Annotated in this window: 21 protein-coding genes and 2 CRISPR repeat arrays; of the genes, 5 read left to right on the plus strand and 16 right to left on the minus strand. The window is 66.8% G+C overall.

Annotated elements, in window-relative coordinates:
* The first annotated feature begins 96 nt into the window (after nt 1-96).
* The 4 genes from gcvH to AFER_RS10965 all read left to right on the plus strand — a co-directional run bounded on the left by gcvH (nt 97) and on the right by AFER_RS10965 (nt 2,487).
* Nucleotides 97-531 (plus strand): glycine cleavage system protein GcvH, encoded by a 435-nt coding sequence (gcvH, locus tag AFER_RS05005; RefSeq protein WP_015798401.1) that lies wholly within the window; start codon nt 97-99, stop codon nt 529-531.
* A 9-nt stretch (nt 532-540) separates the two neighbouring features.
* Entirely contained in the window at nt 541-1,017 is a 477-nt protein-coding gene (locus AFER_RS05010; protein ID WP_015798402.1) for a biotin/lipoyl attachment domain-containing protein, read from the plus strand.
* Between the two features lie 340 nt (nt 1,018-1,357).
* A complete protein-coding gene (locus AFER_RS05015; RefSeq protein WP_015798404.1) occupies nt 1,358-1,849 on the plus strand; it encodes a DsrE/DsrF/DrsH-like family protein in 492 nt (163 codons plus the stop codon).
* Nucleotides 1,849-2,487, plus strand: coding sequence for a Rieske (2Fe-2S) protein (locus AFER_RS10965; RefSeq protein ID WP_015798405.1), 639 nt, complete (start codon nt 1,849-1,851; stop codon nt 2,485-2,487). The genes AFER_RS05015 and AFER_RS10965 overlap by 1 nt, the downstream gene beginning before the upstream one ends.
* Nucleotides 2,488-2,816: 329 nt before the next feature.
* Nucleotides 2,817-4,492: a CRISPR direct-repeat array (repeat unit 28 nt; unit sequence GGATCACCCCCGCCTGCGCGGGGAGCAC).
* Nucleotides 4,493-4,560: 68 nt separating this feature from the next.
* Here the strand turns inward: AFER_RS10965 and AFER_RS05025 are convergent.
* The 12 genes from AFER_RS05025 to AFER_RS05080 all read right to left on the minus strand — a co-directional run bounded on the left by AFER_RS05025 (nt 4,561) and on the right by AFER_RS05080 (nt 18,345).
* Nucleotides 4,561-5,391: an IS3 family transposase gene (locus AFER_RS05025; RefSeq protein ID WP_015798406.1), complete on the minus strand. Its 831-nt coding sequence runs from the start codon at nt 5,389-5,391 to the stop codon at nt 4,561-4,563.
* A gap of 18 nt (nt 5,392-5,409) precedes the next feature.
* A complete protein-coding gene (locus AFER_RS05030) occupies nt 5,410-6,288 on the minus strand; it encodes an IS3 family transposase (protein WP_015797628.1) in 879 nt (292 codons plus the stop codon).
* Nucleotides 6,285-6,614 carry a transposase gene (locus tag AFER_RS05035; RefSeq protein WP_015797627.1) on the minus strand — a complete coding sequence of 110 codons (330 nt, stop codon included), beginning with the start codon at nt 6,612-6,614 and terminating at the stop codon, nt 6,285-6,287. The genes AFER_RS05030 and AFER_RS05035 overlap by 4 nt, the downstream gene beginning before the upstream one ends.
* Nucleotides 6,615-6,720: 106 nt before the next feature.
* On the minus strand, nt 6,721-7,050 hold the full coding sequence (locus AFER_RS05040) for a transposase (protein WP_015797627.1): 330 nt from the start codon (nt 7,048-7,050) through the stop codon (nt 6,721-6,723).
* Nucleotides 7,051-7,095: 45 nt separating this feature from the next.
* Nucleotides 7,096-9,564: a CRISPR direct-repeat array (repeat unit 28 nt; unit sequence GGATCACCCCCGCCTGCGCGGGGAGCAC).
* A gap of 18 nt (nt 9,565-9,582) precedes the next feature.
* A complete protein-coding gene (cas2e, locus tag AFER_RS12905; protein WP_015798407.1) occupies nt 9,583-9,861 on the minus strand; it encodes a type I-E CRISPR-associated endoribonuclease Cas2e in 279 nt (92 codons plus the stop codon).
* Nucleotides 9,858-10,802: a type I-E CRISPR-associated endonuclease Cas1e gene (gene cas1e / locus AFER_RS05050; RefSeq protein ID WP_015798408.1), complete on the minus strand. Its 945-nt coding sequence runs from the start codon at nt 10,800-10,802 to the stop codon at nt 9,858-9,860. Before cas1e ends, cas2e begins: the two co-directional genes overlap by 4 nt.
* Entirely contained in the window at nt 10,799-11,479 is a 681-nt protein-coding gene (gene cas6e / locus AFER_RS05055; RefSeq protein WP_015798409.1) for a type I-E CRISPR-associated protein Cas6/Cse3/CasE, read from the minus strand. The genes cas1e and cas6e overlap by 4 nt, the downstream gene beginning before the upstream one ends.
* Nucleotide 11,480: 1 nt before the next feature.
* The gene (cas5e, locus tag AFER_RS05060; protein ID WP_015798410.1) at nt 11,481-12,242 is read right to left on the minus strand and encodes a type I-E CRISPR-associated protein Cas5/CasD; all 762 of its coding nucleotides are present in this window, start codon (nt 12,240-12,242) and stop codon (nt 11,481-11,483) included.
* Nucleotides 12,239-13,399: a type I-E CRISPR-associated protein Cas7/Cse4/CasC gene (cas7e, locus tag AFER_RS05065; RefSeq protein ID WP_015798411.1), complete on the minus strand. Its 1,161-nt coding sequence runs from the start codon at nt 13,397-13,399 to the stop codon at nt 12,239-12,241. The genes cas5e and cas7e overlap by 4 nt, the downstream gene beginning before the upstream one ends.
* Nucleotides 13,396-13,968, minus strand: a complete 573-nt coding sequence (gene casB / locus AFER_RS10970) for a type I-E CRISPR-associated protein Cse2/CasB (protein ID WP_015798412.1) — start codon at nt 13,966-13,968, stop codon at nt 13,396-13,398. Before casB ends, cas7e begins: the two co-directional genes overlap by 4 nt.
* Entirely contained in the window at nt 13,965-15,575 is a 1,611-nt protein-coding gene (gene casA / locus AFER_RS05075) for a type I-E CRISPR-associated protein Cse1/CasA (RefSeq protein ID WP_041661705.1), read from the minus strand. The genes casB and casA overlap by 4 nt, the downstream gene beginning before the upstream one ends.
* 1 nt (nt 15,576) lies before the next feature.
* Nucleotides 15,577-18,345 (minus strand): CRISPR-associated helicase/endonuclease Cas3, encoded by a 2,769-nt coding sequence (locus AFER_RS05080; RefSeq protein WP_015798414.1) that lies wholly within the window; start codon nt 18,343-18,345, stop codon nt 15,577-15,579.
* A 1,686-nt stretch (nt 18,346-20,031) separates the two neighbouring features.
* On the opposite strand from AFER_RS05080, the gene AFER_RS12340 reads away from it, so the two are divergent.
* On the plus strand, nt 20,032-20,169 hold the full coding sequence (locus tag AFER_RS12340) for a hypothetical protein (protein ID WP_171788953.1): 138 nt from the start codon (nt 20,032-20,034) through the stop codon (nt 20,167-20,169).
* Nucleotides 20,170-20,825: 656 nt separating this feature from the next.
* Here the strand turns inward: AFER_RS12340 and AFER_RS05090 are convergent.
* The 4 genes from AFER_RS05090 to AFER_RS05105 all read right to left on the minus strand — a co-directional run bounded on the left by AFER_RS05090 (nt 20,826) and on the right by AFER_RS05105 (nt 24,915).
* Nucleotides 20,826-21,599: an ATP-binding cassette domain-containing protein gene (locus tag AFER_RS05090; protein ID WP_015798416.1), complete on the minus strand. Its 774-nt coding sequence runs from the start codon at nt 21,597-21,599 to the stop codon at nt 20,826-20,828.
* Nucleotides 21,596-22,642: an ABC transporter permease gene (locus AFER_RS05095; RefSeq protein WP_015798417.1), complete on the minus strand. Its 1,047-nt coding sequence runs from the start codon at nt 22,640-22,642 to the stop codon at nt 21,596-21,598. The genes AFER_RS05090 and AFER_RS05095 overlap by 4 nt, the downstream gene beginning before the upstream one ends.
* Before the next feature lie 95 nt (nt 22,643-22,737).
* On the minus strand, nt 22,738-23,787 hold the full coding sequence (locus AFER_RS05100) for a substrate-binding domain-containing protein (protein WP_015798418.1): 1,050 nt from the start codon (nt 23,785-23,787) through the stop codon (nt 22,738-22,740).
* Between the two features lie 78 nt (nt 23,788-23,865).
* A complete protein-coding gene (locus AFER_RS05105) occupies nt 23,866-24,915 on the minus strand; it encodes a LacI family DNA-binding transcriptional regulator (protein ID WP_015798419.1) in 1,050 nt (349 codons plus the stop codon).
* Nucleotides 24,916-25,024: the final 109 nt, after the last annotated feature.

A 25,024-nucleotide genomic window follows, 5' to 3' on the forward strand; every position in this document is an offset into this window, starting at 1 on the left:
GGAGCGAGCCCCCGCGCGCTCGTGGAGCGATCGTCGTCGCGGGACCGCAGCGAGAGCGCAGAACCGAGTCTCCAAGAGAGGAAAGGATGGATTGGCATGGCTGAGGTGCGATCGTGCAACCTCCCCGAGGACCTGTACTACCTCGTCGACCGGCACGTCTGGGTTCGCCCGGAGGGTGACGTGTTGGTGGTGGGGCTCACCGATGTGGCCCAGAACCTGGCGAAGACGATCATCTCGGTGTCGCTGAAGCCTGCGGGCAAGCCGGTGAAGGCTGGACGCTCGCTCGCGACCGTGGAGAGTGGGAAGTGGGTCGGCCCGGTGCCCGCACCGGTGGACGGCGAGGTGGTCGAGGTCAATGGTGCCCTTGCGACCCATCCTGGCCTCTTGAACGACGATCCCTACGGCGAGGGCTGGGTCGCGAAGCTGCGAGCAGACGCCTTCGATCCGGCTGCTGCCGGTCTCGTCACCGGCGATGAGGGCATTGCGCGCTACAGCGCCTTCCTCGAAGAGCAGGGGATCAGCTGCGGCTGAGGTGGCGCGATGAGTGAGACCTGGGCGGGCTGCGAGGTCCCGCCGGAGCTGCGCTACGACTTGGATGCCGACGTGTGGGTTCGCTTCGAGGGCGAGCTCGTGCGACTCGGCATGACCGATGTGGCGCAGTCGCGCATGGGCAAGCTCGTTCAGCTGTCGTGGAAGCGCGTCGGGCGGACGATCACGCGGGGACGACCCCTCTCGGTGCTCGAGAGTGCCAAGTGGGTCGGACCGATGGTCTCACCGCTGACGGGCACCATCGTCGCGACGAACGAAGCCGCATTCGGTCGGGACGTCGCGATCGCAAACCGAGATCCCTATGGCGACGGTTGGCTCTATGTCGTCGAGCCAACGGTGCCTGCTGAGTTCGACGCCTTGGTCGACGGACGAACCGCGTTCGAGCACTACCGACGTGTGATCGACGAGTCCGGATTGCGCTGTTTCCGCTGTGAGGACCCGGTGATATTCGTGGATGAAGATCCTTGAATGATCCCTGATCATGGCGTAGACTCACCAGGTGAACACCGCGGGGGATTTGGTGTTCACCTGGAGGGTGATCGCGTTGGACGAGCGGTTCAGAGTCGGTGCGGTCGTCGCACGCTGATCGAGTAGGGGCATGGAGGCTCAGTCAACGACACAAGGGTGACAGAGGGGCATCGAGGCGTCGCGGGCGTGGCGCGCGTGGCGCGCGACCCGGAGGAGCCGTTGCGGTTGAATCCGACGACCACGACGGTAGCCCTCCCGAAGAGCCGATCACTACGGCGCATGCCGCAGCGGAACGGTTCGGCATCACAGAGACAGGTACGGGTTGTACGAAGGGGGAACCATGGCAAAGGATGACGGCACCCAGTCGATGGCGATGATCTGCTGGAGTTCCGATCTCGATCGGGTCTGGCCGGTCTTGATCCTCGCGACCACGGCAGCCGCTTCCGGGCTCGAAGTGGACGTGTTCTTCACGTTCTGGGGTCTGCGAGTCCTGCAGCGGTCGGACGTTCGCATCACGGGTGAGAACTGGAAGCAGAAGCTCGAGTCATTGATGGATCCGGGCTCGACCGATCGCCTTCGACTCGGGAAGTTGAACATGGGTGGCATGGGCACGAAGATGATCAAGATGCTGGCGGACGAGCACAAGGTGTCGTCGCCCACCGAGCTCTTGGAGATGGCGCTCGATCTCGGCGTGCGCTTGCATCCGTGCCAGATGACGATGGAGCTCTACGGCCTGTCGAAGGACGACTTCATCGAGGGCCTGCAGCCTCCCATTGGAGCGGCAAGCTTCATCAATATGGCTGCCGAAGCCGACATCACCCTGTTCATCTAGTGCTGAGCGTCGCCGTCGTCGGTGACGAAGGGGTGGTCGCGCGCGTAGTGCGCGCCGCCTCCCCATTCGGCTGGGAGGTAACGAGCGACCTTGGGGCTGCCGATGTCGTGGTCGTGCCGGCCGGCGACCCCGAGGCACTTCGAGCGGTCGGTGCTCGCCGTGCCCGAGGCGAGGCGATCGTCGCGATCGCCTATGTCGCCGAGCCAGATCAGCTGGCCTGGCGCGCAGCCGAGCGCGGCGGTGCGGATCGCGTCGTCAACGTCGGTGCGTTGACGAAGACGCTTCGCGAGGTGCTCGGGGATCCCTCGCGAGGCGTCAGGCGCCTCGTCGTGGGGCACGTCGAGGACGTGGCGGGGCGGTTGGGCCTCGTGGGCGAGGTCGAGATCGACGGCGCTTCGTTCATGGTCCTGCGCGTCGAGGGACGATGGGTCTGCCTCGAGGCGACCTGTCCGCATCAGGGAGCGCGTCTTGCCGGGGTCCCGTGCGAGGAGGGTGTGCTGACGTGTCCGGCGCACGGCTCGCAGTTCTCGTGCGAGAGCGGGGAGCGCGTGCGTGGTCCGGCTGACCGGGCACTCCGTTCGCTCGCTGTGGTGGTGGAAGGATCGGAGCTGGTCGTACGTGGGGGAGGGGTTGGCTGACTCACGAGGGGTCGGTACCCAGGCGCGGTATTCGGCTGGATGGTCCCCAGTGGTCCCGGGCCGGTCAGCGGAACCACTTCTGTCGTATGTTGCCCCGTGCGGCTTGTGAATCGATTGACATCCAAAGGGGCAGCGAGACTCGCAAGGCGTCCATGGCAATGGGACTCCCATTGGGCAGCGGCTCCCGGTGACAAGGTTCCGCTTGCCCCGGAGGTCATGGTGCAGGGAGGTGATGCCGAGCACCACGATCTGGGGAGCTAGTCCCTATAGCTGTGTCGCGGGTGGGTCACTTCTGACCGGTGATCCCGGGTCAAAAGAAGGCCGGTGCCTACACACCCCCGCCTGCGCGGGGAGCACCTCGCCAGCAACGTCACGGACCACACCGAGGTCGGATCACCCCCGCCTGCGCGGGGAGCACCGAAATCCAGTTGAGCCAGGCGCAAGTTCAGGCGGATCACCCCCGCCTGCGCGGGGAGCACCCCAACGCACTCCTCGTCCGCACGCCCGAGGAGGGATCACCCCCGCCTGCGCGGGGAGCACTCAGTCAACGCGGCCAGCCGCGCGCAAGTACGGGGATCACCCCCGCCTGCGCGGGGAGCACTCGACGGTGATCCCCTCAATCTCGGTCTGGCCGGGATCACCCCCGCCTGCGCGGGGAGCACCAGAACCTGGCCATCCAGCAGTCGAGCGTCGCCGGATCACCCCCGCCTGCGCGGGGAGCACTCCGTCATCGCGTCCTTTCTTGAGTCCTGCTGAGGATCACCCCCGCCTGCGCGGGGAGCACCCCGCCGCGACCGACAGCCGCAGGCGATCTTCGGGATCACCCCCGCCTGCGCGGGGAGCACGACGTGGGTGCCCCTCACCGACGCGAGCGGGTCGGATCACCCCCGCCTGCGCGGGGAGCACTATCTATCCACCGAACCTGGCGAGCGCCCAGGTGGATCACCCCCGCCTGCGCGGGGAGCACAGCTTGCCCTCAATCTCCAGCAATCCACGTACCGGATCACCCCCGCCTGCGCGGGGAGCACAGATCCCACACAAGGACGCCCTCGGGGAGCTGGGGATCACCCCCGCCTGCGCGGGGAGCACACGCGGGGTGGTACGGATCCATCCTCAACGCGCGGATCACCCCCGCCTGCGCGGGGAGCACACGACCACCACCACGTCGTCGGGCTTCGGCTTCGGATCACCCCCGCCTGCGCGGGGAGCACCACGCGCGGATTGCTCATGTAACGCCACGCGGCGGATCACCCCCGCCTGCGCGGGGAGCACCGACCATCAGAAGCTTCGGTTGGCGACCGAGAAGGATCACCCCCGCCTGCGCGGGGAGCACCGCTTTGCAGCGGCGTGAGGCCGAAGGTACTGCGGATCACCCCCGCCTGCGCGGGGAGCACAAAAGCCCGACGGGGAGTATTGCATGCGACGCCGGATCACCCCCGCCTGCGCGGGGAGCACACCCGTGAAGAGATGCGCTCGTGGGTAGAGCGCGGATCACCCCCGCCTGCGCGGGGAGCACCGGTAATGCCCACTTCTGTCTCCTTTCTGCTCACGGATCACCCCCGCCTGCGCGGGGAGCACCTCACCTGCGCGGCGCGCTGAGCCAGGAATGTCGGATCACCCCCGCCTGCGCGGGGAGCACTTGGGCAGCTCAGGACAGTAGACCTCCGCTGCGGGATCACCCCCGCCTGCGCGGGGAGCACATCGCCCTTGGCCTTGGCCTTGGCTGCCTCAGCGGATCACCCCCGCCTGCGCGGGGAGCACTCGGCGTCCTTCGCCACCCAGTTCGGGAGGTGCGGATCACCCCCGCCTGCGCGGGGAGCACACGGTGGCCTGGGGGCTGTCGCCGGGCTGGATCGGATCACCCCCGCCTGCGCGGGGAGCACTACTTGACCACCATGTGCAGCACACAGATACCAGGATCACCCCCGCCTGCGCGGGGAGCACGGGTCGCCAGCGCGGAGGGCGTCGAGGATCGGGGGATCACCCCCGCCTGCGCGGGGAGCACACGTGGGACCTCCAGATCGCCGGACAGACGACCGGTGGGCTTCCCCCCATTTGCTTGACAGTCTGAATTTAGGCCACGGCCACCTCCCGGCAGGCCCAGGAGAGCTCGTACTCGACGGGCGGTAGGTACCCGAGGCTTGAGTGCAGGCGGACCGTGTTGTAACGGTGAATCCAGCTAGCGATGGCAGAGCGAGCCCCTGAGAGGTTCGCGAAGCGGTAGCGAGCCACCAGCTCGCGCTTCAAGCTCCCGAAGAAGGACTCGGCCACGGCGTTGTCGTAGCAGGTCGCGACCCTCCCCACCGACTGGCGAATGCCAAGGGTCGCGAGCAGGCTCCGTACCTTCCGGGAGAGGTACTGGCTGCCGCGATCGCTGTGAAAGATCGCCCCAGCCAGGCTGCCCCGAGTCCCGAGTGCTTCGCGGATCGCCTCGACCACCAGGTCATCGGGCATGTGACGCCCAAGTGACCAGCCCACGATGCGCCTCGAGCCAAGATCTGCCACCGTGGCGAGATAGCAGAACCCCTCATCGGTGCGGACGTAGGTGATGTCGCTCACATACCTGCGCTTCGGCTCACCAGGAGCGAAGTCCTGACGGACGAGGTCCGGGAGCGCTGCGTCCTCTCCCCGCCTCGTCGTGACTACGAAGCGCCGGCGTGGGCCCGCTGCCATCTCGAGCTCGCGCATCAGGCGTTCCACCCGCTTGTGGTTCACGCAGAACCCGCGCCGTCGCAGCTCGTGGGTGATGCGGGGGCTGCCGTAGGTGCCGTCGCTCTCGTGCCAGATGGCGCGAAGCTCGCTCGCGAGCACCAGGTGCTCGGGATCCTCGCCTCGGTCCCGACGGTGTCGCCAGGCGTAGTAGGCCTGGCGAGAGACCCCGATGACTCGTGGGCTTCCCCCCATTTGCTTGACAGTCTGAATTTAGGCCACGGCCACCTCCCGGCAGGCCCAGGAGAGCTCGTACTCGACGGGCGGTAGGTACCCGAGGCTTGAGTGCAGGCGGACCGTGTTGTAACGGTGAATCCAGCTAGCGATGGCAGAGCGAGCCCCTGAGAGGTTCGCGAAGCGGTAGCGAGCCACCAGCTCGCGCTTCAAGCTCCCGAAGAAGGACTCGGCCACGGCGTTGTCGTAGCAGGTCGCGACCCTCCCCACCGACTGGCGAATGCCAAGGGTCGCGAGCAGGCTCCGTACCTTCCGGGAGAGGTACTGGCTGCCGCGATCGCTGTGAAAGATCGCCCCAGCCAGGCTGCCCCGAGTCCCGAGTGCTTCGCGGATCGCCTCGACCACCAGGTCATCGGGCATGTGACGCCCAAGTGACCAGCCCACGATGCGCCTCGAGCCAAGATCTGCCACCGTGGCGAGATAGCAGAACCCCTCATCGGTGCGGACGTAGGTGATGTCGCTCACATACCTGCGCTTCGGCTCACCAGGAGCGAAGTCCTGACGGACGAGGTCCGGGAGCGCTGCGTCCTCTCCCCGCCTCGTCGTGACTACGAAGCGCCGGCGTGGGCCCGCTGCCATCTCGAGCTCGCGCATCAGGCGTTCCACCCGCTTGTGGTTCACGCAGAACCCGCGCCGTCGCAGCTCGTGGGTGATGCGGGGGCTGCCGTAGGTGCCGTCGCTCTCGTGCCAGATGGCGCGAAGCTCGCTCGCGAGCACCAGGTGCTCGGGATCCTCGCCTCGGTCCCGACGGTGTCGCCAGGCGTAGTAGGCCTGGCGAGAGACCCCGATGACTCGTGCTGCTGCCGCTACAGAGAAGCCCTTGGCCTCCTGGCGGGAGATCCAGTGGTAGCGGCTCACTGTCCCCCCTCCTTCACCCAGAAGGCCATCGCTCGCTTGAGCAGCTCGCGTTCCACGGTGAGCTGCTTGACCTGGCGGCGCAGCCGTGTCAGCTCCTCGCGCTCGGCGCTCGTCAGGCCCTCTCGCTCACCTCGGTCGATGCGTTCCTGACGGACCCAGTTACCAAGGGTCTGCTCGTTGATGCCAAGCTCACGGGCGACGTCAGCGATGGTGCGGCGCTGGTCGAGAACCAACGCTGCCGCGTCCTTGCGGAACTGGCTCGGGTAGCGGCCGCGTCGTCGTCCAGCGGGGCCGTCGCCCGGTGGTGGGTTCGGTGTCTGGCTCATCCCTTCCTCCTATAGCAGGTGTCAACCTGGAGGGGGGAAGGCCATCGTGCTGCTGCCGCTACAGAGAAGCCCTTGGCCTCCTGGCGGGAGATCCAGTGGTAGCGGCTCACTGTCCCCCCTCCTTCACCCAGAAGGCCATCGCTCGCTTGAGCAGCTCGCGTTCCACGGTGAGCTGCTTGACCTGGCGGCGCAGCCGTGTCAGCTCCTCGCGCTCGGCGCTCGTCAGGCCCTCTCGCTCACCTCGGTCGATGCGTTCCTGACGGACCCAGTTACCAAGGGTCTGCTCGTTGATGCCAAGCTCACGGGCGACGTCAGCGATGGTGCGGCGCTGGTCGAGAACCAACGCTGCCGCGTCCTTGCGGAACTGGCTCGGGTAGCGGCCGCGTCGTCGTCCAGCGGGGCCGTCGCCCGGTGGTGGGTTCGGTGTCTGGCTCATCCCTTCCTCCTATAGCAGGTGTCAACCTGGAGGGGGGAAGGCCACGGATCACCCCCGCCTGCGCGGGGAGCACTACTTGACCACCATGTGCAGCACACAGATACCAGGATCACCCCCGCCTGCGCGGGGAGCACGGGTCGCCAGCGCGGAGGGCGTCGAGGATCGGGGGATCACCCCCGCCTGCGCGGGGAGCACACGTGGGACCTCCAGATCGCCGGACAGACGACCGGATCACCCCCGCCTGCGCGGGGAGCACTTGAGGGTGGCGGGTGAGGTACCCCAATGCGAGGGATCACCCCCGCCTGCGCGGGGAGCACGAGGGTGACGCTCTCGACCGGATCGCGGACCTCGGATCACCCCCGCCTGCGCGGGGAGCACGGCTACTCAGTGGTCAGTCTTGAGGAGACCCCGGGATCACCCCCGCCTGCGCGGGGAGCACCCGTCGGCGACCTCTCTGGTTGCCTTGTATATCGGATCACCCCCGCCTGCGCGGGGAGCACTCGAACAGCACGAGCGACGAGCCGACCTGCAACGGATCACCCCCGCCTGCGCGGGGAGCACCTAACGTCACATGGTATGTGGTGATGCTCAGGAGGATCACCCCCGCCTGCGCGGGGAGCACTGCGATAAGCCATGGGGAGCTGTCGACCAAGCGTGGATCACCCCCGCCTGCGCGGGGAGCACGGCCTCACCGGCCTCACCACGACCCGCCAAGTCGGATCACCCCCGCCTGCGCGGGGAGCACTGCTGAACTCGTGATCGTGTTCCCCGCCAAGTAGGATCACCCCCGCCTGCGCGGGGAGCACCGAAGTCCCAGCTCAGGGGCACTGGGGGAAAAAGGATCACCCCCGCCTGCGCGGGGAGCACTGCCCGCCGATCCCGTAGCCATCGACCGGATCGGGATCACCCCCGCCTGCGCGGGGAGCACACCTCGTTGACCCCGAGGTTCTCCACAATCGTCGGATCACCCCCGCCTGCGCGGGGAGCACCTCGCTCCTCCCTCTTCGTCCTCTCGTCCCCACGGATCACCCCCGCCTGCGCGGGGAGCACGGTAGGGGCCGTGCTCATCGCTGAGGGCGCTGGGGATCACCCCCGCCTGCGCGGGGAGCACCCGTTCGTTGCCCGGGGCAACGCAGCCCACTGGGGATCACCCCCGCCTGCGCGGGGAGCACCGCCGTTACCGATCACGATCCAACCGGGAAGCAGGATCACCCCCGCCTGCGCGGGGAGCACTCGCGTTGATGACCCGGACGAGCTCTGGCTGGCGGATCACCCCCGCCTGCGCGGGGAGCACTTGATGCAGACCAGTGCTGATCCGCGCATCGACGGATCACCCCCGCCTGCGCGGGGAGCACTGCCGTGGCGACCTGCGCGTCGTCGGCGTTCAGGGATCACCCCCGCCTGCGCGGGGAGCACACCATAGCGTCGAGGGGGTACTGCGGATGAGCAGGATCACCCCCGCCTGCGCGGGGAGCACCTGCTATCGATGACTGCTCTCATGCTCTTCAGAGGATCACCCCCGCCTGCGCGGGGAGCACCAAGTTCAGCTTCAGAATGCGTACTGAGTCGGAGGATCACCCCCGCCTGCGCGGGGAGCACGTCAGTTGACAGATCGACTACCTGAGGCGACTCGGATCACCCCCGCCTGCGCGGGGAGCACCCGTCGTGATTCTGTCCTTCTTCGGCGTGGTGAGGATCACCCCCGCCTGCGCGGGGAGCACGAGTTGTCGAGGTGCATGTGCTCCGAGCAAGGGGGATCACCCCCGCCTGCGCGGGGAGCACAGCTCGCGTTGCGGGTCGTCACCAGGCACGAGGGGATCACCCCCGCCTGCGCGGGGAGCACCCCCAGTCGCCCGAGAAGCTGAGCTTGTCCGAGGGATCACCCCCGCCTGCGCGGGGAGCACTCAACCGCGTGCCCCCCACCCGCGAGGCCAAGCGGATCACCCCCGCCTGCGCGGGGAGCACGGAATCTTGACTACTTCACCATCCACTGCCTCCGGATCACCCCCGCCTGCGCGGGGAGCACTCAGCCTGAGACTCTCTGATGATGGATACCGCCGGATCACCCCCGCCTGCGCGGGGAGCACTACATTGCCTTCACTGGCCCGTACCTGACCCAGGGATCACCCCCGCCTGCGCGGGGAGCACTGCTCCCGTTGCTGTCGCAGTGCGTTGGCCATGGGATCACCCCCGCCTGCGCGGGGAGCACCCGATAGTCCCGAAGATCGGAGAGTATCCCGAAGGATCACCCCCGCCTGCGCGGGGAGCACGTCTCACTCGGGAAGAGCTCGAGGAGTCTCCGCGGATCACCCCCGCCTGCGCGGGGAGCACCCAACCCACATGACCAACGTCGGCCCGGTTCGAGGATCACCCCCGCCTGCGCGGGGAGCACTTCCGTGTGCGGCCCGTACTTACCAGTCATCCCGGATCACCCCCGCCTGCGCGGGGAGCACATGTCGTCTGTGTAGGTAGTCACTTCTGCCACCGGATCACCCCCGCCTGCGCGGGGAGCACACTTCACCACATGGATGTTTACCGGCTGGGCTTGCGAATAAGTGTAAGTCCCTCAAAGTCCACGGGCTCCCATGTGCCGCCTACGACTTTGAAGGCAAGGCCCTGTTCGTTGCGAGCGGGGTAGACCATGACCGCTCGGCCGCCTTCTCCCAGGTGCTCGTTGACTCGTTGCCACATGAGGTCACGAACGCGGGCGGTCACGGTTCCCACGAAGACCCCAGGAGCGATTTCGAGCAGCCACCTGGTGATGTGGCCACGGAGCCCAACGGGGACAGCGGTAAGCACGAGAACCGTCATACGTCGGAGCTGTAGTCGGTGCCCGCTGGGACCTCGCCGATGCGATCGTCGAAGAGAACGAGACCGGGTTCGCCCCCAAGGTCGGCATCTGGCGTACCAAGCAAGAGACGAATGTCGTCGACGGCTCGTTCGAGGAGATGTGCCTCGTGAATCCGTTCCCGCATCGTTCGTCGGACCTGACTCGACAGACTTCCCGTTCGCTGGGCGGCTGCCTCGAAGGCCACCGGTATCGCCAGTTCTACCTTGTAGAGGTCGGCGACGTCGTAGACGAACGACAGCGAGTGGCCAGTGTGGACGAAGCCCAGGCCGGGACTACAGCCGAGTGCAACGATCGCCGTATGGACCACGCCGTAGAGCACGCTGTTCGCGATGGAGAGCGCGCGATTGACATCATCGCCCGCGGACGAGTTGTTGGGGTCGTAGTGCCGACCATGCCAGTCGATCCCAAAGGCGCTGGCAAGGTGACGATACGTGCGACGGATGCGCGCGCCCTCCATGCCTCGGAGCCGCTGCATAGTGGCCTTGCTCACGTCCTCGCCGGGAAAGCGCATCTGATACATCTGGCGCGCGACCCGGAGTCGATCTTGCCGATTCGAGACGAGACGAGCTTGCGCCTCGAGGAAGCGCGTAGACTGGAACAGCGACGGTGCCCAGGCGTACAGACGAGTATCACCTTCGCCCACCCAGCACACCACGACCCCGGATTCTCCCAGGAGCAGCATGGCTTGATGGGTGATGCGCGTTCCGGGACCGAGGAGGAGCGTGCCGACCGCTGCTGCAGGCAGGTAGGTCGTGCCGGACTCTGTTACCGACACGACTGCATTCGCATCCCGATGGACGACGCAGTGCTCGAGGTAGACGAACGAGGATCGTCGTGAGACCGGCTGGAGTTCGCCTATCCCGACGCGCTCTCCACTGAGTGGGACACGGCCTTCAGTCATCGGGGTCTCGCTGGTGCAGCAAGCGTGAGCAGGCCGCAACCATAGGCGCGTGCGTGGCCTATGCCGGTGACCAAGCTGCGCCGAAGGAGCTCCCGGTCGAGAACCTCGAGATGGCCCATGAACTCGGTCAACGCGATGGTCACTCGTTGGCCTTGCCTGCGGAACACCATCCGGCGACCGCCTGTCACCGCCACGTCTGGTTCGCCTGTCGAACCGGTACGGATCGTGAAACCGTGCTGCTCGGACCGCGCAAGGAGCCAGCCGAGCTGCTGTGTGATGGTGACGTGGCCGTGGCGCTTCGTGTCTGCGGATCCGGACGAACTCCGACCGCTCCGCACCGCATTGGCTGCGAGCCGGAAGGCGTAGACCTGGCCTGTCTCGAGTCGATCGAGGAGGGGCCCGTAGGGCTTCGTGTCGTAGTCCGTGCCTCGGACGACTTGCCCTACGCTCGCCGCGAAGTGGGCGAACTGCGGCTGGACTGCGCTCACCACGTAGAGAATCGGGACCCGAGGGTCGTCGCCGTCGACGCGCCAGAGCGTTCGGCCAATCGAATTCGCCTCCTGCGGCACACTGGCCGACGTCGCTTGGGCGATGATCGCGTGCATGCGCTGCGGGTTCCGCAGAACGCTGAGAGCAGCCTGCTTCTGTGGGTCGATGTAGAGCCGAGTGAGGAACATCTCAATCGCCCTCCTCGAGCAGGGCCATCGGGTCATGGGTCGAGCGAGCCGATTCGTGGCCGTGGCCGATGGTCACCTCGACGTAGTGATGACTGACCCGGCGGCGCGTGTAGGAGCGCGTGAGTGGGTCGAAGCTTCGTGCCTGGTCCGCAAGCTCGACATCGCCGGCGGGATTCTCGACGACGAGTTCACACCGTATCGACGTCGCGGACTGCGCGGGGTCGTTGGCCTGCCACGGGATGCTTGCCAGCACGTCGATGAGCCCGCCGTCGTAGACGCCGAGCCGCAGCGGCTTGTCCGGGGGGCAGGAGCGTCGCCCGAGGTACAGGGGAAACACCGGAGTCCTGAGTGCGTCGTCGAGCTCTTGGAGCTGCGCGGCGTCGCCTTCGAGCCCAGCGACGAAGCAGGCGTCGGCGAGGTAGAACCGTTCGGTGACTTGCGTGCTCGTAGCGGCAGAGCGATAGCCGCCCGATGCAGTCGGCAGTCTCCCCTCGCCGGGCGCGAACCGCTTCTTGTCGTCGAACAGACTCGACAGTGTGTGGAAGTCTCGCAAGACTTCACCTGGTCGATCGATGCGCACGGCGAAGCGCAGCGCGCCGAGATCGTCGAGAGCTGCGGACCGAGGACGCCCCAGGGCGGCTGCGAGCAGCCCGATGACCCCTGACTTAGTTGGGAAACGCTCCGTTCGTCGGTAGTGGTCGAGACGCTGGCTGCTGCCCCAGGCCTGCAATGGTCCTCCAAGGCGCAGTGCGAGCACGCTCATGATGCCATGTGCTCCGCGGTTGCGGCCTCGACGGCGTCGAGGAGCTGGGGAAAGGCGATGGAGTCGCCGAGGTGAGTCGCGACCGCCTGCTCCAGCTTCGGGACATAGCTCGCCCAGCCGTTCAGGCGAGGCACGCCATAGAGTCCGTCGATGTCGTCGGCGTAGGTCGCCAAGCGCTCGGCAGATGCGTGGACGTACCCACGATCGCTCTCGACTGGTGCCTCGAAGGCCCCGACCAGACTGACCGGCTGGTCGCCTCGCATGGACACAAACACCAAGTCGGGCACCGTCAATGCTGCAAACGTGTTCTGGTGTCCCGTTGGCAGGCTCTTGGCAAACGCTTCGATAAAGGCGCGCACGCCCGTCGGTACCGCGTCGGGATCCCCCAGGTTGTCTGCCAGTCGTCCAAGGCTCACGGTGGCGAAGCGATAGACGGTCGCGGAATTGAACTCGATGAACCCCATCATGGCCGCGCCGGTCTCGTCGTCGCCTGCCAGGTCGTCGACGGTGGTGTAAAAGTCGAACTCGGAGGTGACGCGATGGGTCGAGATGGCATGCGCGACCTGGCACGCGGCGTCGACGTTGAGATTCGGGGTGTCAGCGATCATCCTGCCGAACAGAGCGACATCGAGGGAGAGATCCCTGCCCATCGCGGTCGTCAGAACGTCGAGGTCGAGGTCATCGCCGGCACGGAGGGAGCGTTCCAGCTCTCCCACCGCCGCATCGATTGCACTCTCGGAGACGAACAACGCGTATTCGAGATCTGCAGGTTGGGTCTCCTGGGCGCGCTTCTTGAGCTTCTCCTCCTTGAGGCCGAGCAGCGCTCCCGCGGCGAGGTTGACGAGTCGTGCGACGTCGTCCTCGCGCACATCGAGATCGCGCACGCGGGCCTGGACTCGCTCGTGGAGGAGGCCGGCAAGCTTACGCGTGCGAATTCCGCCCCCGCGGCTGCGCAGCCAGTCGGTGCCGATGGTTGCGAGGTTCTCATTGAAGTAGCGCCTCGTCGCGCGCTTCCACGACTGTGACGACACCCGAGCTCGACGAGCACCGCCATAGAGCGCGGTCTTTGGTGCGTTGGTGTCGTCGCGGTTCAGACATGAGGGCGGCAACGTTTGCAGGACGTGCACGTCGATGACTGCGCGGGTGGGATGGTTCATGGTTCCTCCTTCTGTTCGGCGGGTGATTGCTGGTCAGGGTCGAGCGCGTAGTAGTCTCGTGCCCATCTCAGGCTGACTCTCTGTAGTTTCTCGGGCAGGAGCCAGGTACTGAGATCTTGGTAGAGCCGGGGATAGTCGAGGGACACGTCCGCACCGCGCATGAGCGTGACCAGTCCCCGAAGGTGAACGCCGAGGGCGTCGATGGTCTCGCTCGCGAGCGCGCTCCGGAAGCGCCGTTCTATCCCTTGCTCGGATGCGCCGCTATCGCCGCGAGAGGTTCGCAATCTCCGAGTTGCGAGCCCGAAGGTCGAGCCTTCCTTGTCGAGGGCGCCAGGCGTCTTCGATTGGTGGTGCAACGCGAAGAGACCGAGCGCGAGGTGCGCAGCCGGCTCACGCCAGCGCGAGCGTCCCGTCACCATGAGGACGTACGGCCAAGAGTCAGGGGACTCGTCAAAGCTCCGGCCGACGTTGCGGCGAAGCGTCGCGAGCGCTCCCGGGTCTCGGGCGATCATGTCACGTACCTGACGGAACAGTGTGTCGTTCGTCGAGGTCGACGAAGTTGTGGTCATGCAGCTCCCTTCTCTGGGCTATCCGATGGACTGAACTCGTTGCGAGCCCGTGCGAGCATTCGTCGGAAGCGGTCCTCGCCAGCGACACCCGCGAAGGCCTGCGCCGGGGCGAGCTGCGCTAGCTCCCGGCTCGCGAGATCCCGAGCGACGGCCTCGACGAGGGCAGCCCACTCAGCCCGAGGGCGCTCGAGGTCGTCGATGTTCGCGAGTCCCGTCAGGAAGTGGCGATAGGGCGCGTCGAGCCGACCGTAGAGCTCCTCGGCGAGCGCCGACCGTGCCGCCTTGGCGAGCGCTGCCTTCCCTTCGGGCACCCGGTGTCGCTTTGATTCCTCGTGGAAGGAGAGGTCGTAGGAGAGGTAGCGAGCTTCGGCGACGTAGCCGAGTGCTTGGGCAGCGTGCGCTGCGAAGGTGACTGCGTCGATTGCGACGGTGGCTGCTGCGGGATCCTCCTGGTTCAGTACGGCAAGAGGAGTGTCGAGTCGGTCGTAGGCCAGGTCGTCGAGGGTGGTCGACATGTTCCCGAACTTTGCGGAAGTGACGAGGAGGGACACGAGGGCGATCCCCCGCGATTGCAGACCCTCGACGAAGGACAGGACGCCTGCGCGCTGTTCCTCAGCGCCGAGCGCGAGCACGCTGCTCAGGCCCCGCCACACCTGCTGGCCCGGGCGCGCCCGCAGTGGCACATAGCTGACCTCTGCACCACGCCTGCTCTCCATCCGCCATCCGACGTGAGGATCGACGTCTCGCGCGGCGCGACGATCAACCTCATCGCCAGCGCAGATGAGTACCCGCGGGACGACGATAGCATCGCCGCGGCGCTCCGGGAAGAGGCGAATCCGCCGACCTTGCCAGGTGAACAGGTCGCACACACCGTCGGGCGCGCGCATCACCCGTGTCGGCCCCAGCGGGTCACGTTCCCATGCGGGCACGTCGTCCTCGCCTCCACGGATGAGATTGCGATACTGCCACGGGACGAGGTTGAGGAGGAGTGTCTCGCGCAGTGTCTGCCCGACGGGCGCGACGAACCCGATCCAAGCGAGGTAGCCGATCGCGGGGGTGTCCTTGCCGCCCTTGACCTTCGGATTCCCCTTGGCCCCAGTCTTGTCGGATGCCGAGCCGAAGGCATGGCGCTCCACGAGCCAGCGTGCTGCCTCGGCGGGGCTCAGTGCCAGCTCCGTGCGGTCGGTGATGGGCGTGAAGACGGGCACGTTGTTGCCTGATGGCGCGTAGGCCACCAGACTGTTGGCGGTCTTGACGCCGCCCTTGCCTGCTGGCTCGAGGTCGGCGACCTGAAAGAACGGGAACTCCTTCGAGAACAGGTCGAAGCGATGGCGCCAACGGGCGAAGTAATCGTCGATGGCGTCCTCCGAAAACCGGTCAGCCTCCCAGAGGCGACCCCACTCGGCGTCATCCTTCGGGCCTCGCAAGATGCGGTAGGCGAGGGCGAGCACGAGTCGAAGCAAGGCCGGCTCCAGGGTCGGGAAGTCGACGTCGAAGCCAACGATCGTATGGGCGAGCACGAATATGTCTCGAAGACTCACCTCGCTTCGCCGACCGTCTCTGAACCGTACGGGCAGCCACGGCTCGGAGGAGAGGTCAAAGTGCATCTCAGGCTCCACCGCTCACCACCTCCAATCCCTCTACGTCAGTATATCGAATGCGATAATACCCGAGCGAGCATTCACCGTCAAGTCCCAACACGAGCACCCGCTGACGCCGTAGCCAGGGGTGACGACGCCAACCCTCCGGCACGGCGAGACTGGTTGCAGCTTCCGTGAGGTAACTAGGCAGCCGGACCACCGAGCCGAGGACCGCCTCGACGTCATCGGGCGTCGGAGGATGCTCGAGACTGACCTCGGTCGTCCCGAAGCGCGCGATGTTCGGCGAGGGGCCGACACACGCGATCGCAACCTCGATGCTCGGGACGCTGTCGCGCACCGCCGCTTGGACACGAGGATCATCGTCGTCTTCAGGGTCGCCAAGACGGATACGTTCAAGTTCCAGGAGATACCCCGCCCTCGTCGGGTCCGAGATGACGAACTGCTCCGCCCGTCGTTCTCGTTCGTGTTGCTCCGATTGCCATTCGACGGCGACCCGAGCGCCATGATCATGCCAGGCTGGAGCGATGACGTCGTCGTCCCCATAGACGGCCGCCACCAGGGAGGGGACGTCATCGGGGAGCGTCAGCGAGTCCCGAGCGAGCAGCAGGGCGGCCGTTCGAAGCAACAGGTGCTCTCCGTACACTCGCACCGAGCCCGAAGGAAACGCGGGTGGTCCGGTTGGCGAGCGCGTGAACCCTGTCACGATGACACGAGGCTCTGTGAAGCCGACGGGGCGTCGCGTGCCGCGGTGGCGATGGACCCTGCCGATTCGCTGGAGGACGAGGTCGACCGGCGCGAGGTCGGTCGCGAGTACGTCGAAATCGATGTCGAGCGATTGTTCGAGCACCTGTGTGCCAACGACAACCTGCCCTGAGAGGCGTGTGCCACCGCGGCCGAAGTGCTCCGCGAGCCAGGACTCCTTCCTCAGTCGATCAGCTGTGGTGAATCGAGCGTGCAGCAGGTGTACTGTGCCCATGGGTCGCCGCTCAGCGACGGCGCGGTAGGTGCGTTGCGCCCTTGCCACGGTGTTGCGGATGACGAGGATGTTCGCCCCGGCCTCTGCCATTTGGGCGACCATCTCCAGTAGCGGCATCGAGGATTCGTCCTCAGGGTCCTCGTCAAGGTGCTCGAGGCGCACCGTAACCGATGATGCGTCCGTAGCAACTGGAGTCGTGGTGACGTGGCCGTCGGTCGAGACAGTTGTGATCGAGGGATAGCCCACGAGCCCGAGTGGTGTCGAGTGTCCCGCATACGCCTCGATGAGACGTGCGCGCACGGCAGGAGGGAGCGTTGCGGAGAGGAGAATCACCGGAATCCGCTCCGCGCCGAGCCACTCGAGGACACGGCGGAGGAAGACCGACATGTAGGCGTCGTAGGCATGGACCTCGTCGAGGATGACCACTTTTCCGGCGAGACCGACGTGTCGCAAGGCCACGTGGCGGACCTTGGCGGTTCCGAGCAGGATCTGATCGATCGTGCCCACGACGAAGGGGGCGAGCAGGCGGCGTTTGGGACCGGTGAACCATGCTTCGGCCGTGACGCGTGCGATGTCGCCTTCGTCGACATCGACCGCGGACGGAGCGCCGTTCTCAAGGAGGTCACGGAACGCTGGCACCTGCTGTGCGCGGCCGTGGGCAAGTTCGAGCACAAAGGTGCCGGGCCCAAGCTGCTCCAACCAGCGCCTGGTGCGGTGGAACATCTGGTTGCTCGTGGCTTGTGTTGGCAGGCCGATGAAGGCTCCGCCGTGACCTTGGCGAGTGGCCAAGACCTCGGCCGCAGCGAGGGCGGCTTCGGTCTTACCCATGCCCATCGGCGCCTCGATAAGAACTAGGCCCCCGTCGCCTTGCTCGACGGCCTCGAGCGTCTGGCGCTGTAGGGCGTTCGGCGAGAAGCCGAAACGATGCTCGAAGGCGGGCGCGCCGACCACGGCTCCGAGGTTGGCGACTCCGTGCCATCCGAGTTGCACGAGCGCCTCGGCGGCGCGCTGCTGAGCTGCGTGGAGGTAGGCGTCGTCATAGGGGAGGCAGAGGTAGGGGAAGAGCTGCTCGTTGCTCGCGATCCAGTCCGCGAGGATGACGAACCCTGCGAGTGCGAGTCGCCGCGCACTGCCGAGTTCGGTTGTGCCTGCGAGGCCGAGTACCTGCTGCGCACCGGCGACCTCGACGACGAGGTCGAACAGGCGCTCGCGCGCGGCACTCCAGGGGTCTCCGGCACCGCCGAGAGGTCGTCCCGCCAGACCATAGAGTTCGGGGCGCTTGATCGGTTCTCGCTCATAGCCCAGAGGAGGGAACCAACCGTGGTGACCACCGAGGATCGCTGCAACTCCGCGGATAGCGGGTTCGCTCCAGCCGCGAGCTGCGAGCAGCGGCTGCACCGTGGCCGCCGAGGCGAGTGCGTGAGGTGCCTTCGAGCGCTGGGGGAGCGGCTTGTCCACGGCGAGGCCGGCGTCGCGGAGTTGCGGGTGCAGCCAGTCGACCTGGATTTGGAAAGCGGGTGTGGCCTTGCCGAGGTCGTGACACCCGGCGAGGAGGGCAAACAATGCTCGAGCGTGGTCCTCACCGCCGAGGGGTTCGCCGAGCCAGCGCTTCGTCGATGGTGAGAGCCACCCGGCCCACAGCTGCTGTGCAACGAGGGCGGCGTCGACGAGGTGCGCCGCGAGGGGGTGCCAGCGGTAGGTCGGAGGCTCCGTGGGTGCTCTCGAGGTCTTGGCCCAAAGCCAGAAGGCTGGCGGGATCGGAATCTGGCCTTCGATGAGTGCGCCATCATTGTGGGTCATATGCACGTCCCACCGCAATGATTTGCCCGACAGACTCGGTCACGACGGAAGCATACGGTCTGGGTCGGACACGTGTCGTGACGGCGATGGTGGGAGCAACTCCGGTCTCCGCGCGCACACTGATAATGCGTGATCGGCCAGGGGCCCGCCAGCCTGCGTACCTCTGCTCGACCTCGAGCGGTGGACGGCGCTCAGCCATCGCAGGAGCCTCGTCGGGGTGTCGCAGTGCACCTGGTCCAAGGTGACTCGCCCGGGGCCCGCGAGGCTCGTCAGGGGTTCCATGTCGATCGATGAGCCGGGCCGTACGCACTCGGCCGTCTCCAGGTCGATCGTCGTCTGGGCGAGCGCATTGTCGTCGGCGTCGCCGACGGCGGGATCGAGTCCATCTTGCCCGCCAGCTGGGGCAGCCCACCAACGTGCACAGCGGCGCTGGCCCCGGTCCAACCCGCGGTCGCGATACCTCGACGACGCAGGTGGGCTTGGGACACCCCAGACGACAGGTACCGACCAACGCGAGGAGGCAGTTGACGGCCGATCTCGTTCTTCGGCTACCGATGCGCTCCCCATGACGACCATGCCCGCCACGGGAGTGGAACGAGCTTTCTGGCGCTCGATCGCTATAGCGGCCCAGACGGCCCAAGTCGTAGTTCGTGTGTGCTCGTCGGCGTCGGTCAGTGCGCGCTCGTTCAGCCATCTTGGTGGGATGGCACCTGTGACGCCGACCGACCCCTCGGGCCGCTTCCTGTCGGTCGTGGTGCGCGAGGAGATCGGCCCTGTTGCGAGCCCGATCGCATGCGGAGTCGAGGTCCTTCGTTGGCTGAGTCCTCGCCCCTCGACCACCGTGCGCCAGTTCTGCCGCAACACAGTACGGAGATCAGACACGCTCGAGGAGCGCCGCGGTGCGTGGGTCCTCGAGCGATCGGTCGTGCCGCCCGAAAGCGCTCAGACGGGCTCGAACGGTCTGAGCGAACACGATGGCGGGCGGTGCCCATGTCGCGAAGCGGCACATCACGGAGATCGCGGGTCGCGCTGTGTGCCGCGAACGTCGTGGCCGACTTCGAAGACGATACGCGGACCCCGCCTACGCGGGGAGCATCTTGGCGCCGCTACCGAGTTCGGTATCATCGCCGGATCACCCCCGCATGCGCGAGGACGTGGACGTCAGCGTAGAGGGACGCGCGGGTCGCCCCGTTCAGGCGCCGGATGGGAGGTGGGTCAGCCTGGCTGCGCGTGGACGAGCCGAGCCGCGGCTACGGTCACCGATGTCGGCGTAGTTCAGATCCTGAGGCGTGGCGTCGGGGGCAGCGGCACACATCCTCCGGCCTCGGGTGTGTCCTCGGCTCTGACGTGCTGAGGCGGGAGCTGTCGTGATGGACGATGACGGACCTCGACGCAGCCCGGTCAGTGCCATCTCGTGCGGCCTCGTGGGCACGGTGACCCCGCTGCATGAGCTGCGCTGTGTTGTACCAGTGCACCGAGGCCGAGGTGAGCTCCGCGAGCGTCGCGATGGGTCCGCGACGAAAGGGCGAGCGAAGGTGGAGTCGTTGGCCTACGGGCTGGTCGTGGTCTCTGTGGGGCGTGGCGTCGTCGCCGTCCTCGGCGAACTTCGAGGCCCCTGGACCTGTTGGCAATGGCACCACGTCGCTGTGGACGGCGGCGCTCGACGATCCTGCGTCTGCATGAGAGGTGGCGATCGCAGCCAAGAGCATCCTCGGCCTGCTGGAGGCCCTTGGCTGTGCACGCGGCGCTCTCGACGAACTCGGTGCCGCTGCGAAGCGAGCCTGTCTCCCTGGTGATGGCGTGCCGACGAAGACGCAGCTGTGAACGCCGTGCAGCCGAACCAGTTGGTGAGCCCGACGTCGGTGGCGTCGACCACGTCGAGCTCGCGGGGCAGACGGCTAGCGGTCTCGTGCGCCCGAAGCGCCACTGAACGAGGCAGGGGGCGAGTTGCAGGCTCGGATTGCGGACCGTCGCGTGTCGTCTCGTGTCCCGTCGCATCCCGCGCCAGCTATGGGGGCACGGGGAGCTGCGGACGCGGCCGGTCGCGGAGAGGCTCGTTGCGCCCTTGGTACGGGTACTGATCGTCGTTCAGGGGGCCTGAGCCGATGGACAGGTGGAGCCTCGGACGATCGAGGTGCGCGTGCGGTGCGCCCGAGCGATCGGTGCGACCCCGAATGCGTGCGTTGCGTGGCCACGTCAAGGAGTCGCAGATCACACTGATCGTCTCATCTTCCGCACGCGTCGGACGCCGTCGTCATGTGTCGAGATCATGCGCTTGACGTCGAGGTTCCCGGGTTCGGAGCGCGCACATCGCGGGCGTGATCGGTGGTGAAGCCCGGCTGCTCGCGAGCTTCGATGCAGTCCTGGTCGTGCCCCTGTGGCGCGTCGTTCGGGTGGCGTCGCGCCGTTCGGCCGTGGGCTTCGGGAATGAGTAGCGAGCCCGGCATGGTTGTTCGATGGTCCGTGTGAGCTTCGATGGCTCAGCTACGATCGTCGAGACCGGTGATCGCAGCGAGCAGGCTCTCGACTGTGAACTCGGACGTCGGGGCGTCACGTACCACTCGACCGAGCCGCAACACGATGATCCGGTCGCAGACCTCCAGCACGTGGGGGAGCGTGTGGGAGATGAAGAGGACGCTGAGCCCACGGTCGCGCGCCGCGCGGATGACCTTGAGCACCTCGAGGCTCTGGCGTGCTCCGAGGTGGTTCGTGGGTTCGTCGAGGATGATGACATGGCGAGCCCAGGTGATCGTGCGCGCGATGGCGACCGCCTGGCGCTGTCCGCCGGAGAGCTCGGCGACCGTGCGGCCCATGCCCTCGATGGTGATGCCGACACGCTGGAGTTCGGCGAGGGCCTCGCGCTCCATGCTTCGCTGATCGACGAAGCCGAGCCTGCCGAGCAACCCACGCCGACGTCGCTCACGGCCGAGGAAGAGGTTCGATCCGATGGAGAGATCCGGTGCGAGTCCGGAGTCCTGGTAAAGGGTTTCGATACCGGCGGTTCGCGCCTCGCGGGGTGAGCGCCAGTGTCGTTGCTCGCCGTCGACCCAGATCTCGCCCTTGTCGGGTTCGAGGACGCCCGAGATCGTCTTGATGAGGGAGGACTTGCCGGCACCGTTGTCGCCGACGATGCCGATGACCTCGCTCGGGTACACCTGGAGGCTGACGTCCTCGAGGGCGACCACGGATCCGTAGGTGAGCGAGAGGTGGCGCAGTTCGAGCACCGGTTGGCGCGTCGTCGTGGTGCTGGTCATGTGGTCATCCTCCCGGTCGCGTTCGAACGACGTCGGAGCGTCTGGAGCAGCGCCGCGAGGGCGATAATTGCGCCAACGACGACTTGAATCCATGTCGGGGCCACGTTGATGAAGATGAGGCCGTCGCTCACCACGGTGAGGAGAGCCGCGCCGAGGATCACACCCCACCACCTGCCGACGCCGCCGTAGAGGGAGGCGCCGCCGATCACGACCGCGGCGATGGCGAGCAGATTGGCCGAGTTGCTGACCTCGGTCGTCGGGGCGGCCGAGCCGGATCGGATGTAGAAAAACATCCCGGTGAGTCCAGCGAGGACCCCCGAGAGGATGTAGATCGAGGCGACGTGACGGCGGGTCTTGATGCCGGCGGCAAGGGCAGCAAACTCGTTCGAGCCGATCGCGTAGGTGTAGCGCCCATAGACGGTGAAGTGCAAGACGACGCCGAGCACGATCGCGATCACGATCACGATGATGTCGAGCCAGGTGAACAGGCTGATGCCCGAGGTGCTCCAGACGATGGCCCGCGGATCGTAGCCCACCGGCGCTCCGTTGGAGATCACGAGTGCGAGGCCGGCCCCTGCGCTGTAGGTGATGAGGGTCGCCACGAACGGCACCAGGCGGAACACCGTGATGAGCAACGCGCTGATGGCTCCGGCGACTGCCCCGAGGCCCGCGCACAGGATCGTGCCGAGCACCAAGATGACGGCGAGGTTGTCGCCGTGGGTGACGAGTGGCTGGATCCATCCCGCCACGATCACCCCGGTGACCGCGGCGGTCGATCCGACGGCGAGGTCGATGCCACCAGCGATGATGACGAACGCCTCGGCGATGGCGATCATGACGAGACCGCTGAAGTCGGTGAGCAGGTTCGTGAACTCGCCGATCCGGAAGAAGAGCGTGTTGCGGGCACCGAAGAACAAGATCAGTGCAATGAGTACCACGACGAGCACGAACTGCTGGTTGGTGACGATACGCCGCAAGGTTGGCGTCGTCGGTCGGCTCGTCACGGCCGCTGGGGCCGCGTCGTCATCACGCGTCAGGCTCACGTCAACTCCTCCCGCCAGGGCTCATGGCAACCACGAGATGCGTGTGTCTCCCCGGCCCCGGGGGTTGGGTACCGGGGAGACACGTGCGCGTCGAGCTAGCTCTGGACGTACTGGTACTTCTGGAGGATGCTCTGTGGTGTCGAGGGCGTGAGCAAGATGTTCGGGATGAGCTGCAGGTGGGGCACCGGCTTGTGGTGCAGTGCGTCCACGGCGTACTCGATGATCAGCTTGCCCTCGAGGGTCGGCTGCTGGGAGATGATCGCCGAGAGCGACCCCTGTCCGCCCGCCTCCATCGACTGGATGTTGGTCGCGTAGGCGTCGTAGCCCACGATCTTCACGTTCGCGCCTTCGGCGCCGGCCGCCTTGACAGCTGCGCTCGCACCTTCTGCATCCGTGCCATCCACCGCGAAGATGCCGTCGAGGTGGTGGGCGCTGATGTCCTGGGCGAACCCAGACTGCGCGACGCTCGGCTCCGACTCGCTCACGACGTCATTGAGCACCTGGATGTTCGGGTAGTGCGCCTTGATCTCGGCCTTGAAGCCCGCGACGCGTTGGGCGTCGGTGGTGGTGGTCAGCGACGAGACGCCGACCGCAACCGTGCACGGGTTGGACGCGGTGCAGTTCTTTGCGTAGTCCATGGCGGAGGCCAGTGCTTGGGCCGCCGTCTCGCCACCTTGGTAGTTGTCACCGGTGACCCAGGAGGTGATCATGCTCTGGTCCGACGATCCGGAGTCGACGTTGAGGACCTTGATACCTTCCTTGACGGCCTCTTGCATGTAGGTGTTCAAGGCCTTCGGATCGGTGGGCGCGACCACGATGGCGTTCGGATGCAGCGCGAGGACCTGCTGCAGGATCGGGATCTGCGTCGCTGGCGAGTAGTCGACCGGGTCGCCCTGCCAGACGAGCTTCACGCCGAGCGCCTTGGCTTCGGCGGCCGCGCCGACGTACATCGACTGGAAGAACGGATCGGCTTCTGCGCCGACGACGAAACCGATGGTGGTGCCGCTGCTCGAGGCCGTCGTGGACGACGACGTCGTGGACGAGGACGACGACGTGGATCCACACGCGGCAGCCAGGAGCGATGCGCCAGCGAGCACCGCGCCGACGACGGCTGGCCGACGCCAGGTCCGAAGAGACCGAGTCATGAATTCCCCCTTCTCCCACGCGGGACGTGCTCTCCGTTCCGCGGTTGGGTGTGAGACTAGCGGGCTCTGATATCGTTGTCAACGACCATCGGGCGCGGGGATCTCACCCGATCCTCGAGCGACGAGGCGCCACGGTGCGTACGCGGTCTGGATGGGGAGCGATGGGTCGTCCATCCGTGCGAACAGCAGGGAGGCGGCGAGCGCTCCGATCTGCTCGACCTCCTGGCTGATGACACTGACGGGCGGGTCGAGGAGGTCGGCGAGGTCGAAGTCGTCGAAGCCGATCAGCGCGACGGATCGCTCGAGCCCTGCGGCGCGCAGTGCGTAGATGACACCGATGGTGATGAGGTTCTGACCCGCGAGTATGGCAGTTGGCGGGTGCGGGCCAGCGAGGAGTTCACGGGTGCGCTCGGCGGCCTCGCCGACGGAGTGCACGTCCATGACCGCGAGGCGCGGATCGATCACTAGACCGCCAGCGACCAGGCCGTCGAGGTAGCCAAGCCTCCGGTCGACGGCGGTGGCGATCGTGGAGAGATCGCCGAGAAAGGCGATGCGCCGATGACCGTGGGCGATGAGGTGCTCGACGGCGGCTCGCGCGCCAGCGCGATTGTCGATGAGGACGGCGTCGGCATCGAGATGGCGCGGGGGTCGATCGACGAAGATGACCGGGACGGACGCGCGCTGAAGCTCGGCAAGGTAGTGGTGGTCGTCGGCGGCCGGTTCGACGACGATGCCGTCGACGCCGTGGCGCCACATCGCTGCGACGAGCTGGCGTTCTCGGTCGGGGCGCTCCTCGTGGCTCGCGGCGAGCACCGAGACGCCGCGATCGCGCGCGGCCAGCTCGATCATGCGGAGGATCCGCGCTGGGTGGGGGTTCGAGAGATCGTCGAAGATCGCGGCGATCGTGGAGGAGCGTCGATCGAGACGACGCAGCGAGCGCGCGGAGAGGTTGGGCTCGTAGCGTAACTCACGGATCGCGGCGCGCACGCGCTCGGTGACCTCGGCCGTGACGCCTGGCTCGTCGTTGACGACGCGCGACACCGTCTTCAGCGAGACCCCCGCGCGATGGGCGACGTCCTTCATCGTGGCTCGAGCCTTCGGGGTCGGGCGCGTGAACTCGGTCGTCACGGTGCTCCTTCGTGGTCCGGTGCCCAACGGGTACGAGTGCTCATTGGTCGACTCGCGCTCAGCATAGGCAGCTCGGCCTGGTGCGTCGAGGCACGTCCCGAGCTCGGGC

The sequence above is a fragment of the Acidimicrobium ferrooxidans DSM 10331 genome (assembly GCF_000023265.1).
Taxonomy (GTDB): domain Bacteria; phylum Actinomycetota; class Acidimicrobiia; order Acidimicrobiales; family Acidimicrobiaceae; genus Acidimicrobium; species Acidimicrobium ferrooxidans.